This is a genomic window from Streptomyces sp. NPDC006602 (genome assembly GCF_042870385.1).
Taxonomy (GTDB): Bacteria; Actinomycetota; Actinomycetes; order Streptomycetales; family Streptomycetaceae; genus Streptomyces.
Genome location: NZ_JBIAHG010000038.1, coordinates 29,280 through 42,505 on the forward strand (window position 1 = coordinate 29,280; position 13,226 = coordinate 42,505).

Sequence of the window (13,226 nt, forward strand, 5' to 3'; positions counted from 1 at the left end):
GGGGACGGGGTGGGGTCAGTCCTGGGCACGGCCGGTCGTCACGCGGGCGATCATGAGGGCGACGAGGATGATTCCGCCGTAGATGGCCTGGATCCAGAAGGACGGCACCTGGGCGAGGGTGAGCAGGTTCTGTACGACACCTAGCAGGAGTACGCCGGTCAGGGCGCCGAACATGGTGCCCTTGCCGCCGTCCAGGCTGATGCCGCCGATCACCGCGGCCGCGAACACGGTGAAGATCATGTTCTGGCCCTGGTTGGCGCTGATGGCGCCCACGTAGCCGGTCTGCATGATGCCGCCGACGGAGGCGAGGACACCCGCGACGACGAACACGCCGAGCATCACGCGCTCGACGCGGATACCGGCCGCGCGGGCCGCGTCCGCGTTGCCGCCGATGGCGTACAGGGCCCGCCCGATGCGGTGGTACTTGAGGACGAACCCGGCGGCCGCGAAGGCGATCGCGGCGACCCACACCGACATGGGGATGGTCAGGAAGGTGCTGGTCGCCAGGGAGTAGAAGCTGTCGGGCATGCCGAAGAGGGTCTTGCCCTTGGTGGCGCCGACGAGCAGACCGCGCAGGACGATCAGCATCGCGAGCGTCACGATGAACGCGTTCAGCTTGAACTTGACGACCAGAACACCGTTGAAGGCACCGATCGCCCCGCCGACGACGAGGATCGCCAACATGGCGAGCACGGTCGGGAACTCCGTGCCCCAGCCGGACTGGGCGACCGGCAGGACCAGGAGCGCGCCCACCGCGGGCGCGATACCGACGACGGACTCGAGGGACAGGTCGAACTTGCCGGTGATCAGGACCAGCGACTCGGCCAGCACGACCATCGCGAGCGCGGCCGAGGCGCCGAGGATCGAGATGAGGTTGCGTTCGGTGAGGAAGGAGTCGTTGAGGACCGCGCCCAGCAGCATCAGCAACAGCAGGGCGGGGACGAGGGCGAGTTCGCGGGCGCGGCGCAGCAGCACGGTCTTGGCCGCCCGGGGGTCGGGCACCCGCAGGGGCGTGAGCGGCGGGGCCTTGGTGTCAGCCATGGTCCACTCCTTCGATGGAGGCGATCAGCTCGTGGTCGCGCCAGCCCGCCGGATGCTCGGCGACCACACGGCCGTGGAAGAGGACGAGGACGCGGTCGCAGCGCCTGAGGTCGTCGAGTTCGTCGGAGACGACGAGTACGGCGGTGCCGTCCTCGCGAGCGGTGTCCACGCGGGCCAGCAGCGACTCCTTGGACTTCACGTCCACGCCCGCGGTGGGGTTGATGAGGACCAGCAACCGCGGGTCGGATGCGAGGGCGCGGGCCATGACGACCTTCTGCGCGTTGCCGCCGGACAGGTCGGATACGGGCTGGTCGGGCCCCTCGGCGTGGATGTCGAGACGCTCGATCAGCTCGGCGGCGAAGCCGCGCTTGCGGTCGGTGCCGACGAAGCCGAAGCGGCCGAGCCGGTCGAGGACGCTCATGGTCGCGTTGTCGCCGATGGTCATGCCGATGACGAGCCCCTGAGCGTGCCGATCACGGGGGACACAGCCGACGCCGGCTTTCAGCGTGGCCTGGACATCGCCGAACGGGAGCTGCTTTCCGTCCAGCTGAGCCGTGCCGCCGGTGGGGATGTGCAGTCCCGTGAGCGACTCGGCGAGCTCGATCTTTCCGCTGGCGCTGGATCCGGCGAGGCCGACGACCTCGCCGCGGCGGACGGTCAGGTCGACGTTCTCGTACGGCTCAGAGGTCAGGCCGCGCACGTCGAGCAGGACGGGCGCGCTGTCGTCGACGATCCTTTCCTGTACGGCCTGTTCCGCGATCGTCTCGATGCTCTCCCCCGCCATGGCCTCCACCAGGGCCGTGCGCGGCAGGTCGGCGACCGGGGCCGTGGTGATCCAGCGGGCGTCCCGCAGCACGGTCACGGTCTGGCAGACCTCGTACACCTCCTGGAGGTGGTGTGAGATGAACAGGAAGGTGACGCCGGAGTCCTGGAGGGAGCGCATCCGGGTGAAGAGCCGCTCGATCTCCCGGTTGTCGAGCTGGGCGGTCGGCTCGTCGAGGACGATGAAGCGGGTGCCGAAGCTCAACGCCCGGGCGATCTCCACCATTTGGCGGTCCTCGACCTTGAGGTCGGCGGTGCGGGCCTCCGGGTCGACGCGCACGTCCCAGGCGTCGAGCAGCTCGGTGGCCTGCGCCTTGAGCCGCCGCCAGCTGATGAAACCGCGTTGGAGGGGCTGCCGGTTGATGAACAGGTTCTCGGCGACCGTCAGGTCCGGGACGACCGTGGGCTTCTGGTAGACACAGGCGACCTTGCTGCGCCAGGCGTCCCGGTCGGTCAGCGGGGGCGCGGGTTCGCCGTCGAAGTGGACCGTGCCCTCGTCCGGTGCCTGGAGGCCGGTGAGGAGGGTGACGAGGGTGGACTTGCCGGCGCCGTTGCGGCCGACGAGGGCGTGGGACTCGCCGGGCAGAACGGTGAGCCTGCCGTCGGCGAGGGCGGTGGTGGGGCCGTAGCGTTTGACGACCCCACGCGCTTCAACGAGTGGCGTGCTCATTTGGCCGTGTTGCCCCAGAGCTTGGGGTCGTCGACGTTGTCCTTGGTCACCAGGGGCGCGGGCAACTGGTCCTCCAGAATGCCGCTGGGCAGCTTGACGATCGTGGAGTCGTGGTCGGTCGGGCCGGGCTTGAAGGTCTTCCCCTGCATCGCCGCCTTGATGTAGTACATGCCGTACTTGGCGTAGGCGTCGGCGGGCTGGGAGACGGTCGCGTCGATCTCACCCTTGCGGATGGCGTCGAACTCCTGCGAGATGCCGTCGTTGGAGACGATGGTGATGTGGCCCGGCTGTCCGGCCTTCTTCAGCAGACCCTTCGACTTGAGGGTCTGCAGGGTCGGCGCGAGGTAGACGCCGCCGGCCTGCATGTAGATGCCCTTGATGTCGGGATTGGCGTTGAGCAGGGTGTCGAGCTTTGAGGCGGCGGCGTCGGACTCCCACTTGGCGGGGATCTCCAGCACCTTGAGCTTCGGGAAGTTCTTCTTCACGCAGGCGCGGAACGCCTCGGAGCGGTCACGGCCGTTGACCGAAGCCAGGTCGCCCATGATCTGCACGACCTTGCCGGAGGGGATCTGCTTGCCCAGGTACTGGCAGGCCTTCTCCCCGTACGCCACGTTGTCGGCCCGTACGACCATGGCGACCTTGCCCTTGTCGGGCGCCACGTCCACCGCGACCACGGGTACGCCCTTGCGTTCGGCCTGATCGAGGCCGGCCTCGATGGCGGCACTGTCGAGCGGCGCGACGACCAGGCCCTTGACGCCCTGGTTGAGCTCGTTGTTGATGTCGGTGATCTGCTGGGACGGGTCACTGTTGGAGTTGACCGTCTTCAGCGCGTCCACACCCTCGGACTTCGCCATCTTCGGCACGTAGTCGTTGTACGACTGCCAGAACGGCGAGGTCAGCAGGGGCAGGATCACCCCGACCTTGCCCTCACCGTCGCCTCCCGCGGTGGAGGCACCACCTGTGTCCTTGGTGCTGCCGCACGCGGCGAGCACGAGCGAGGCGCCGACGGCCACGACCACCGTGCCGACACTCCGTACCTTGTTCCGCTTCCCCACTGTTCTGCCGGGCATTTGGTGGCTCCTCGTTGAGCGTGTTCGAGCAGATGACCGCATACTTATCAGACCACTCAGCCCGAAGAACACCCTCCGGCGGCATATTTTCGCGAGTTGAGGCCGTAGTGGTATGACCACTCTGGTGGTTAAACTGCGGCGCATCTGGTGAGTGGAGGAATGGGTGGACGAGACAGCCCCACCGAAGGGCACCGTGACGCAGCGCGCCATCGAGCGGATCAAGGCGATGATCGGCGAGGGCCGACTGGAGCCGGGCCAGCGGCTGCCCACCGAGCGCGATCTCGCGGTCCAGCTGGGCATCTCCCGCAGTTCGATGCGGGAGGCGATCCGCGCGCTCACGGTGCTGGGCGTGCTGGAGGCCCGGCACGGTTCGGGCATCTACGTGACACAGCTGGAGGCCGGTGACCTGCTCGAGACCTTCGGTGTGGTCGCCGACCTCTCGCGCGGCCCGCGCCTGGTGGAGCTCCTTGAGGTGCGCCGCATCCTGGAGTCGACGGCGACCGCGCTGGCCGCGGCCCGGATCACCCCGGACCAGCTCGCCGAGGTCGAGAAACACCTGACGGCGATGAATGCCACCGAGGATCCGGAGGTGATCCTCGCCCACGACCTGGCCTTCCACCGCGAGATCGCCACGGCCGCCGGCAACGAGACCATGGCCGCCATCCTGGACGGCCTGTCCTCCCGTACCTTCCGCGCCCGCGTCTGGCGCGGCTACCAGGAGGAGGGCGCCTTCGCCCGCACCCGTCGCGAGCACGCCGCGATCCACCGCGCGCTGGTCGCCCGCGACCCGGAGGCGGCGCGGGCGGCGGCGGCCGCGCATGTGGGGGAGGTGGAGCAGTGGCTGCGCTCCCAGGTGGTCGACGGCATCCGCTGATCAAGGCCGGGCGTCCGCCGATCACGGACTGCCGCGTCTCCCACCGAGGGCCGACGTTCACCGATCACGGGCTGCACGTCCCTGACCAAGGGCCGGGTCTCCACCGGTCACGGGCTGTGGGACGCTTCGGTATGGAGATCGAGCCGGTCACCCTGTCCACGCCACGGCCCGTGCGGCGGCCCACGCTGGTGCAGGGCTGGCATGAACTGACCTTCCTGCACTGGCCGGTGGAGCCGGACCGGGTCGCGGGCCTGCTGCCCGCCGGCACCCGCCCGGACACCCTGGACGGGGTCACGTACATCGGACTGGTCCCGTTCCTGATGCGCGGCGTGGGCTTGGGCCCGGGGCCGGGCCTGCCGTATCTCGGCACGTTCTGCGAGACGAACGTGAGGCTGTACTCGGTCGACGACCAGGGCCGGCGCGCTGTCGTGTTCCGGTCCCTGGACGCGGCCCGCCTGCTCCCGGTCCTGATCGGCCGGCTGGGAGTCCGCCTCCCCTACACCTGGTCGACGATGCGCCTGCGCCGCGAGCGCGATGTGCTCACCTACAGCTGCCGACGACGGCGCTCCGCGGACGGCGCCCCGGCGAGCCGTGCCGTGGTTCGCACCGGCCGGCCGATCACGGAACCCTCACGGCTGGAACGGTTCCTGACCGCACGCTGGGGCCTGCATGTCTCCTGGCACGGCCGCACCGTGCACCTGCCGAACGAGCACGCGCCGTGGCCGCTGCGTCGGGCCGAGTTGCTCGACCTGGACGACGGTCTGGTCACAGCCGCGGGCTTGCCGCACATGCCCGGACCGCCGGTCAGTGTCCTCTACTCGCCGGGCGTCACCGTGCGGTTCGGAACCCCGTCTCCCCTCTCACCGCCGGCCGGTCGGGGCCGATAGGACGGGAAGCACGCGCCCGTCACCGCCCGGGCGACACTGGCCGTATGCGGTCATGGGGTACGGCATGGGTCGCCGCCGCGCTGGTGCTGGTGGCCACGAGCGGCTGCACCGGAGGCGGTGACGACGGCGATGCCGTACTCACCAGCCCGCCCCCGTCCACCCGCGCCACGAGCCGGTCCCCCACCGCAACGCCCGCACCCCGACCCGCACACCCGTGAACCCCGTGTCGATCCCGGGCCTGATCCAGCGCGAGCACAAGGGCTCCGACCTGCGGCTCGGCACTGTCCTCGCCCGGACCGACGCCTACACGAGCTACCAGGTCACGTACGAGGCGAACGGTCTGACGATCTCGGGTCTCATGAACATACCCACCGGCAAGGGCCCGTTCCCCGCGCTGGTCCTGGCCCACGGCTCGATGTAGCCGAGCCGGAGGTTGACGTCGTTGTCCGGATCCTTGTCCGACCGACGTCATCGCAGCGGCGATGGCCCTGCGGTCGTCCGGGCGTCCGGAGATCGACGGCGACCGTATCGGACTGCTGGGCCGGTCGATGGGCGGCGGTGTCGTCCACAACACCCTGGTGGTCGCCCCGGGCCTGTTCGACGCCGCCGTCGCCTTCGCCCCGGTCAGCTCGCGACCGCAGGAGAACATCGACCACTTCCAGCGCCCCGACGGGGACCCGATCGTCGCCGAGATGGAGGCCGGGCACGGCACACCCGAGGAGAACCCGGCCTTCTGGAAGGAGGTCTCGCCGCTCACCTACGTGGACCGGGTGACCGAGCCGCTGCTCATCCACCACGGCACCGCCGACGACACCTGCCCCATGGGATCGACCACCGGACCGCGAGAAGTCCAAGAAGACCGGTCCGAATGTCCAAGCGCGAACGCTCTCGACGCGGCGTCCGCTCCCAGGCAGAGTTCTCCCTAGGTACCCACCAGTAGCCCGCGAGGAGCACCCGTGACCAGCTGGGTCGGCCGGACCGCCGCCGAGATCGCCGCCGCCGTACGCGAGAAGCGCGTCACGCCTCGCGAGGTGGTGGCCGAGCACCTCGCCCGGATCGAGCGGCTCGACGGTCGCGTCGGCGCGTTCCGGGTGGTCCGGGCCGAGGCGGCGCTCGCCGAGGCCGACGAGGTGGCCACCCGCAGCGACCTGGGTGAACTGCCTCTGGCGGGCGTGCCCGTGGCCATCAAGGACAACCTCGCCGTGCGCGGTGAGACGATGCGCGTCGGCTCCGCGGCGACGCCGGACACACCCGCCGCCGATGACCATGCCACCGTGGCCCGGCTGCGGGCGGCGGGCGCGGTGGTCGTGGGACTGACCAACGTGCCCGAACTGTGCGTCTTCGGCACCTCGGAGGGCGTCCACGGCACCGCCCGCAACCCGTGGGACACCTCGCGCACCGCAGGGGGCTCGTCCGGGGGCAGCGCGGCCGCGGTCGCCGCCGGCCTGGTGCCGATCGCGCTGGGCAACGACGGCATGGGCTCGCTGCGCATTCCCGCGGCCAACTGCGGCCTGGTCACCATCAAGCCGGGCCCCGGGGTGGTCCCCGCGGGCACCAGCACCTGGTTCGGCATGTCCGAGAACGGGCCCCTCGCGACGACGGTCGAGGACGCCCGCCTGATGCTGTCGGTCCTCGCGGACAGCGAAGACGTACGGCGGGACGCGTCCGCCACGCAGCGGGTCGCCGTGTCCCTGCGCAGCCCGATCGCCGGCGTCACCGTAACCAAGCCGTATACGACCGCGGTGCGGGAGGCGGCCGAGCTGCTCATGAAGGCAGGTCACCGGGTACGCCGGGCCGATCCGCCCTACCCGCTGTCGCTGAGCTTCACCTCGCTCACCCACTGGACGGCCGGCACCGCCGTGGACGCGCGGGACCTCGACCGGCGGCTGATGACACGGCGCACGCGAGTGCACGCGAGCGTGGGCCGCCGTTTCGTCGACAGCGCCTCGTCCGGCAAGGGACGCGAGGCTCTGCGCCGGCGCCTGGAGCCGTTCTTCGGGGAGTACGACGTCCTGCTCACCCCGGCACTCGCCCGCCGCTCCCCCAAGGCCGCGGCCTGGCACGAGCGGGGCTGGCTGCGCAACGTCCTGGCCAACACGAACTACTCGCCGCTGACGCCGCCGTGGAACCTGACCGGCTGGCCGGCGATGTCGGTCCCGTTCGGCACCCTGCCCTCGGGCGCCCCCTGCGCCGTACAGCTGGTGGGGTTGCCGGGGGCGGAGGCGGATCTGCTGGCCGTGGCGGAGCAGTTGGAGGCGCGGCACCCGTGGCAGCGGACGGCGCCTGTGGAGTAGGGGGACTACAGGGCCTTGTACATGATGTGCAGGCCCACCCGGCCGTGCCGGGGGTGTTCGTAGGCGTCCGGGACCGTGCCGAGGACCGTGAAGCCGAAGGAGGTCCACAGCTTCACGGCGGGGTTGGTCTCGACGACGGCGTTGAACACCATGCCCCGGTAGCCCTCGGCCTTCGCCGCGCTCAGGATGTGCTCGGCGAGGGCCCGGCCGATGCCCCGGCCGCCCTGGTCGGGGTCGACCATGAAGCCCGCGTTGGCGATGCCGGCGGCGGGGCCGCCGTAGTTGGGGGCGAGGTAGGCGGAGGCGACGAGGGTGCCGGTGTCGTCCTCGACGACGAAGACGCGTTTGGCCGGGGCCATCCACAGGGCCCGGGCCGCCTCTTCCGAGGTGTCCGGGTCCCAGGCGTACGTTTCCGCGGCGGCGACGATTTGGTGCCAGAAAGGCCAGATCCGTGGCCAGTCCTCGGCCACGGCTTCTCTGATCTGCATGGGCGTGAGTCTTTCACGCCCATGCGTCCGGCGATCGCGACGGGTCCTGCCCGGGAGGTCAGTCCACGCTGGGCAGGATGTGGGGCTCGGCGAGGTCGTCCTCGTATCCGGCCAGGCGGATGGGGGCGGACCGGGCCCACACGTCGAGGCTGCCGAGCTCTCCGGGCCGGCGGCCCCCGCGCTCCGAGCGTTCCTTGGGGCGCTTCTCGCGATTCGTCTTCTCCGGTGTCACCGCGCACTCCTTATGTGTCGGGTCACCCTCGGGATGTGCCGGTCCAGTCAACGGCCTGGTTCTCGGCGTCCGCTCGGGTGTGGCTAGAGGCAGTTCGGACGCGGTGGCGCCAGTTGTTTCGTACGAGATCAAGCCGTGGTGAACGGGCGTGTCCCATGACGGACCTTGGGTGTGGGTAGGACCCCGTGTTGCCGTCCGTCCCCTACAGATTAACCAAATGAGCGGGCGGCCGCTCGATAGGGCTGAAAACAAAGGGTAACTATCCGGAGTCATTCCGTGTTCGGTCAGGCCGGATATCTGCCGGTTCGTTACATCATGCACGGTTTGATGGCCCCCGTACGGCCTACGCCACCGAACAGGCGACGCAGTTCAGATCCCGTTGGCCGATTCGCAAGCCGGCCATGATCTGCTGGCGGACGGCAACGGCTTGTCCTGCGGGAGGACTGACGCATGGAGCTGCGCAGTGTCGAAGAGCTGATGGATCTGCTGAACGCCTGCCGGGGCGCTCGGGGTACGCCCGGCCCCGGAGGCGGCCGCGTCGATCTGCACCAGCACGCCCTGCGGACCGCCGCGCTGCTGCGCCGCACCCGCCCCGCCGACAAGGAGCTCCAGGTGGCGGGTCTGGTGCACGCGATCGGCCCGCTGCTGCGGCCGGGCGACGGGGCGGCACAGGCGGACCGCGCGGCCGACGCGGTCCGCGCCCTGCTCGGCGAGCGTGTCTTCGCCCTCGTCCGCGGCCATGCCCCCGGCGGCGATGCGGCCGACGACGACCTGCTGCTTCTGCGACAGGCCGACGAGGAGGGCCGGTTCGCCGGGTTCGACGCGGGTGTCCTGGAGGACTGGCGCACGGTACTGGAACTGGTGGCGGCACAGAACTCCCGCCTTGGGGCTGTCGACTGACGGACCGTCATGAGACGGTACGCCGATGACGTCGACGTACGGACTGCGGGGCAGGGCCGCGATCGTCACCGGCGCCACGCGCGGGATCGGCCGGGCCGTCGCGGGACAGTTGGCCGAGGCCGGGGCGCTGGTGTGCGTGACCGCCCGCGACGCCGACGACGTCCGGCGGACCGCCCAGGAGCTGGGCGGCATCGGACTGGCGGGCAGCGTCGCCGACCGGGCCCATCCGACTGCGGTCACGGAGCTGGTCCTGCGCGAGTTCGGGCGGATCGACGTGCTGGTCAACAACGCGGCGACCAACCGGCCGTACGGCCCGCTCATGGAGGCGGATCCGGACGCCTGGCGCGAGGCGTTCACCGTCAACGTCGAGGCACCCCTGCGGCTGGTGCAGTGCGCCTGGCGGGCCTGGATGGGCGAGCACGGCGGCGCGGTGGTGAACGTCTGCACGGAGGGCGCCGCGCACGTCGGGCCGAGCGTCGGGGCGTACGGCACCAGCAAGGCGGCCCTGCTGCACCTGACCCGGCAGCTCGCGGGCGAACTGGCGCCGAAGGTACGCGTCAACTCCGTCTCCCCCGGCCTCGTGCGCACCGAGATGGCGCGCTTCGTGTGGGAACCGGGCGAGGGCGAGGTGGCCGCGGGACTGCCGCTCGGGCGGATCGGGGAGCCGGAGGACGTGGCGCGGGCGGTGGTGTGGCTGGCGTCGGACGCCGCGGAGTGGGTGACCGGGGCCGACCTGTTGGTGGACGGAGGTACGCGGGTGCGGGCCGCGTACACGTCCGCGCCGTACACCGTGCACGACCGGCTGCGCGGACACCGCTGAGCACCGCGCGGTGAGCGCGGGTGCCCGAGGTCAAGGCGGATACGCGATCGCCCCCGACAGGGCGAACAGGCCCGAGGGCGGGCCTGCATGGAGTCGAACCACGAAGAACGCGTGACCATCGCACCGGGCACCGGCGCGCGTTCCACCGTAAGCCGGTGGCCACCCGCCGGGCCACCGGATTAGTGCCCTACCACTTGCCCGGCGCGTAGTCCTTGAGGAAGACCCCGTACACGTCCTCGCCCGCCTCGCCGCGGACGATCGGGTCGTAGACGCGGGCCGCGCCGTCGACCAGGTCGAGCGGGGCGTGGAAGCCCTCCTCCGCGAGGCGCAGCTTGTCGAAGTGGGGGCGCTCGTCGGTGATCCAGCCGGTGTCGACCGAGGTCATGAGGATGCCGTCGGTCTGGAGCATCTCCTGGGCGCTGGTCCGCGTCACCATGTTCATCGCGGCCTTGGCGGCGTTCGTGTTCGGATGGCCGGCGCCCTTGTAACCGCGGCCGAAGACGCCTTCCATCGCCGAGACGTTCACGACGTGCGCGCGCCCGCTCGTCGCCTGCCTGGCGGCGGCGGCCATGACCGGGCGGAGCTTGCTGATCAGGATGAACGGCGCCGTGTAATTGCACAGCTGGGTCTCGAGGAGCTCCACGGGGGAGATCTGCTCGATCGTCTGCACCCAGGTGTTGCTGTCGACGACGTCGGGGACGAGGCCGCCGGCGTCGATGGCGGTGCCGTCCAGGTGCCGGGCGACGCTGGCGTTGCCCGCGACCAGGGCGAGGTCGGCGACCTGCTGTGCGTCCATGCCGGAGATTCCGGCGGGCAGGGCGGCGAGGCCGTCCACCGCGCCGGAGCCGAAGGCGCCGATGACGTGGTGGGCGGGGAGCTCCCCGGCGGGCAGCGGGGCGCTCTCGCCCTCGACCAGGGCGGCGTAGGCGGAGGGCAGGCGGCGCACGGTCTGCGTCGCGTTGTTGATGAGGATGTCGAGGGGGCCGGCCTCGGCGACCTGGTCGGCGAGGGCCACGGCCTGGGCCGGGTCGCGCAGGTCGATGCCGACGACCTCCAGGCGGTGCATCCAGTCGGCCGAGTCGTCCATGGCCTTGAAGCGGCGGATGGCGTCCTTCGGGAAACGCGTGGTGATCGTCGTGTGCGCGCCGTCGCGCAGCAGTCGCAGCGCGATGTACATGCCGATCTTGGCGCGGCCGCCGGTGAGCAGGGCGCGCTTGCCGGTGAGGTCGGCGCGGGCCTCGCGCTTGGCCCGGTTCAGGCCGGCGCAGTCGGGACAGAGCTGGTGGTAGAAGTAGTCGACCGCCACGTACCGGGCCTTGCAGGTGTAGCAGGAGCGCGGGCGCTGGAGTATCCCCGCGATCTGCCCCTCCCCGGTCGCCGACGACGGCAGGATGCCCTCCGTCTCGTCGTCGATGCGCTGGGCGGAGCCGGTCGCCGTGGCCTCCGTGACCGCCTTGTCGTGCGCGGTCTTGGCGGCCCGGCGCTCCTGGCGGCGGCGCTGCTTGACGCTGCGGTAGATGCCCGCGGTGGCCCGGCGCACGGTGATCGCGTCGGGGTGGTCGACGTCCAGCTTGTCGAGCTCCTCAAGCACGCTCAGGCAGACGGCGAGCCGCTCCGGGTCGATGCCGGGACCGTAGACGATCTCGTCCGTGGTCGCCGAGCCGTTGTCTGTCACCGTCATGGCCGCTGCCGTTCCCTGGGTGTTTCGTGCGGCGCTCCGACGGCGACGCGTTCGAACAGGGAATTTTACGGAGCGCGGGCCCCTAGCTCCAAACCCGTGGTGATCACGGGTCGCAGGCGGTGATCAGCGTCTCCACCTCCTCGGTCACGGCGAGGGCCAGACGATCGAGGTCCGGTACGGCCTCGGCGTCGGCCACGAGCCCGTAGTGGACGCGCCCGCGGTACGTCGAGATGGCGACCGCGAGGGACTGCCCGCGGGCCAGCGGGGCGAAGGGGTAGACCTCGCTGACGAGGTTGCCGCCGAGCTTCAGACCGATGCCCGGCAGGGGGACGCTGGTGACCAGGATGTCGAACCAGAGCCGGGCGGCCTGACTCACGAAGGGGCCGCCGAGCCGGTGGCCGAGTGCCGGGACGTGGTCGGCGAGCAGGGCGACGGCACCGGCGCCCCGGTTCGGTCCGGCGTCCTTGTTGCGGTCCATGGCCGTGCGGACCGTGGCCAGGCGGCCGAGCGGGTCCGGGTCCGCGACGGGAAGCCGCATCAGGTACCCGGAGAGCCGGTTGCCCTGGGGGTGGGCGGTGCGCGGGCGGCGCCTGGAGACAGGGATCAGGGCGCGGGGCGCCACGCCCTCGCTGCCGTCGCCGCGCTCGTCCAGCCAGCGGCGCAGGGCGCCGGCGACCACGGCGATCAGGACGTCGTTGACGGTGCCGCCGACGGCCTTGCGGACGCGGTGCACGTCGTCGATGTCGACGACCACCCCGGCGGTGCGGCGGGTTCCGGTGGACCGGGCGGTGAGGGCGGCGGATGTGCGTACGTCCAGGGTGGAGCGGGCGACCGAGGCGCCGATGTCGAGGGCCCGGCCCACGTCGGACAGGGCGCCGCGCACCAGCTCCGGCAGTCGGCGGACGTCGGGGAGGAGGGCGCGCGGCGGTTCGGCGGGACGGGGACGACGGGGCGCCACGTCGATCGGGTCCAGGATCGCGGCGGCGAGCGTCAGCGCGCGCAGCCCGTCGGCCAGGGCGTGGTGGAACTTGAAGAGCACGGCGAACGAGACGCCGTCCTCCCCCGGCAGCACATGGGCTTCCCACGGCGGCCGGTGACGCTCCAGCGGCCGCTGCATCAGCCGGCCCGCCTCGGTCTGGAAGTCCGCGGTGGGGGCGTGCAGGGTGACGTGGTCGAGCGGGTCGAAGTCCGGAGCGGGCTCACGCGCCGCGCCGCCGAAGGCCCCGGGGAAGCCCAGCGGCCACGCATCCCGGATCCGCATCCGCAGTCCGGGTACCGCGGCGGCCCGGGCGGCCAGCAGGTCGGCCGCGTGGGCGCCCGCGGTGGGCGAGCGTGCCGTGAAGACGCCGAGGGCGCCCAGGTGCATGGGGTGCTCGGCGGACTCCATGTTCCAGAAGGCCAGGTCGAGAGGTGCGAGCAGGTCAGAAGTCAATGGCTTGCCTCGCGT

Annotated in this window: 15 protein-coding genes; 8 read left to right on the forward strand and 7 right to left on the reverse strand. The window is 71.3% G+C overall.

Translation table 11 applies throughout. The features are described 5' to 3' along the window. Positions 1 to 15: 15 nt before the first annotated feature. From ACFYO2_RS42720 to ACFYO2_RS42730, 3 genes are read right to left on the reverse strand one after another with little or no spacing between them, the layout of a single operon-like run. Positions 16 to 1,041, reverse strand: coding sequence for an ABC transporter permease (locus ACFYO2_RS42720; RefSeq protein WP_388360998.1), 1,026 nt, complete (start codon positions 1,039 to 1,041; stop codon positions 16 to 18). Further along, on the reverse strand, positions 1,034 to 2,533 hold the full coding sequence (locus ACFYO2_RS42725) for a sugar ABC transporter ATP-binding protein (RefSeq protein ID WP_388361001.1): 1,500 nt from the start codon (positions 2,531 to 2,533) through the stop codon (positions 1,034 to 1,036). Before ACFYO2_RS42725 ends, ACFYO2_RS42720 begins: the two co-directional genes overlap by 8 nt. Then, positions 2,530 to 3,603 (reverse strand): sugar ABC transporter substrate-binding protein, encoded by a 1,074-nt coding sequence (locus tag ACFYO2_RS42730; RefSeq protein WP_388361004.1) that lies wholly within the window; start codon positions 3,601 to 3,603, stop codon positions 2,530 to 2,532. Before ACFYO2_RS42730 ends, ACFYO2_RS42725 begins: the two co-directional genes overlap by 4 nt. Before the next feature lie 163 nt (positions 3,604 to 3,766). Here ACFYO2_RS42730 and ACFYO2_RS42735 point away from each other — a divergent pair, with 163 nt between their 5' ends. From ACFYO2_RS42735 to ACFYO2_RS42760, 6 genes are all read left to right on the forward strand, one after another. Beyond that, positions 3,767 to 4,477, forward strand: coding sequence for a FadR/GntR family transcriptional regulator (locus ACFYO2_RS42735; protein ID WP_388361007.1), 711 nt, complete (start codon positions 3,767 to 3,769; stop codon positions 4,475 to 4,477). A 131-nt stretch (positions 4,478 to 4,608) separates the two neighbouring features. Further along, positions 4,609 to 5,364 carry a YqjF family protein gene (locus ACFYO2_RS42740; RefSeq protein WP_388361010.1) on the forward strand — a complete coding sequence of 252 codons (756 nt, stop codon included), beginning with the start codon at positions 4,609 to 4,611 and terminating at the stop codon, positions 5,362 to 5,364. A 44-nt stretch (positions 5,365 to 5,408) separates the two neighbouring features. Further along, positions 5,409 to 5,582, forward strand: coding sequence for a hypothetical protein (locus tag ACFYO2_RS42745; RefSeq protein ID WP_388361013.1), 174 nt, complete (start codon positions 5,409 to 5,411; stop codon positions 5,580 to 5,582). Further along, a complete protein-coding gene (locus ACFYO2_RS42750) occupies positions 5,579 to 5,785 on the forward strand; it encodes a hypothetical protein (protein WP_388361016.1) in 207 nt (68 codons plus the stop codon). The genes ACFYO2_RS42745 and ACFYO2_RS42750 overlap by 4 nt, the downstream gene beginning before the upstream one ends. Before the next feature lie 61 nt (positions 5,786 to 5,846). Continuing rightward, the gene (locus tag ACFYO2_RS42755) at positions 5,847 to 6,290 is read left to right on the forward strand and encodes an alpha/beta hydrolase family protein (protein ID WP_388361018.1); all 444 of its coding nucleotides are present in this window, start codon (positions 5,847 to 5,849) and stop codon (positions 6,288 to 6,290) included. A gap of 30 nt (positions 6,291 to 6,320) precedes the next feature. Next, positions 6,321 to 7,658, forward strand: coding sequence for an amidase (locus ACFYO2_RS42760; protein WP_388361021.1), 1,338 nt, complete (start codon positions 6,321 to 6,323; stop codon positions 7,656 to 7,658). Positions 7,659 to 7,663: 5 nt separating this feature from the next. Here the strand turns inward: ACFYO2_RS42760 and ACFYO2_RS42765 are convergent, their stop codons facing one another. After that, a complete protein-coding gene (locus ACFYO2_RS42765) occupies positions 7,664 to 8,146 on the reverse strand; it encodes a GNAT family N-acetyltransferase (RefSeq protein ID WP_388361023.1) in 483 nt (160 codons plus the stop codon). A gap of 58 nt (positions 8,147 to 8,204) precedes the next feature. Then, positions 8,205 to 8,378, reverse strand: coding sequence for a hypothetical protein (locus ACFYO2_RS42770; RefSeq protein ID WP_388361025.1), 174 nt, complete (start codon positions 8,376 to 8,378; stop codon positions 8,205 to 8,207). A 450-nt stretch (positions 8,379 to 8,828) separates the two neighbouring features. Between ACFYO2_RS42770 and ACFYO2_RS42775 the strand changes: the two genes are divergently transcribed. Then, a complete protein-coding gene (locus ACFYO2_RS42775) occupies positions 8,829 to 9,278 on the forward strand; it encodes a hypothetical protein (RefSeq protein ID WP_388361028.1) in 450 nt (149 codons plus the stop codon). A gap of 25 nt (positions 9,279 to 9,303) precedes the next feature. After that, positions 9,304 to 10,098: an SDR family oxidoreductase gene (locus tag ACFYO2_RS42780; RefSeq protein WP_388361030.1), complete on the forward strand. Its 795-nt coding sequence runs from the start codon at positions 9,304 to 9,306 to the stop codon at positions 10,096 to 10,098. Between the two features lie 187 nt (positions 10,099 to 10,285). Here ACFYO2_RS42780 and ACFYO2_RS42785 read toward each other — a convergent pair whose 3' ends face one another. Next, a complete protein-coding gene (locus ACFYO2_RS42785; protein WP_388361033.1) occupies positions 10,286 to 11,779 on the reverse strand; it encodes an SDR family NAD(P)-dependent oxidoreductase in 1,494 nt (497 codons plus the stop codon). Between the two features lie 103 nt (positions 11,780 to 11,882). Beyond that, positions 11,883 to 13,211: a wax ester/triacylglycerol synthase family O-acyltransferase gene (locus ACFYO2_RS42790; protein WP_388361035.1), complete on the reverse strand. Its 1,329-nt coding sequence runs from the start codon at positions 13,209 to 13,211 to the stop codon at positions 11,883 to 11,885. Positions 13,212 to 13,226 lie beyond the last annotated feature (15 nt).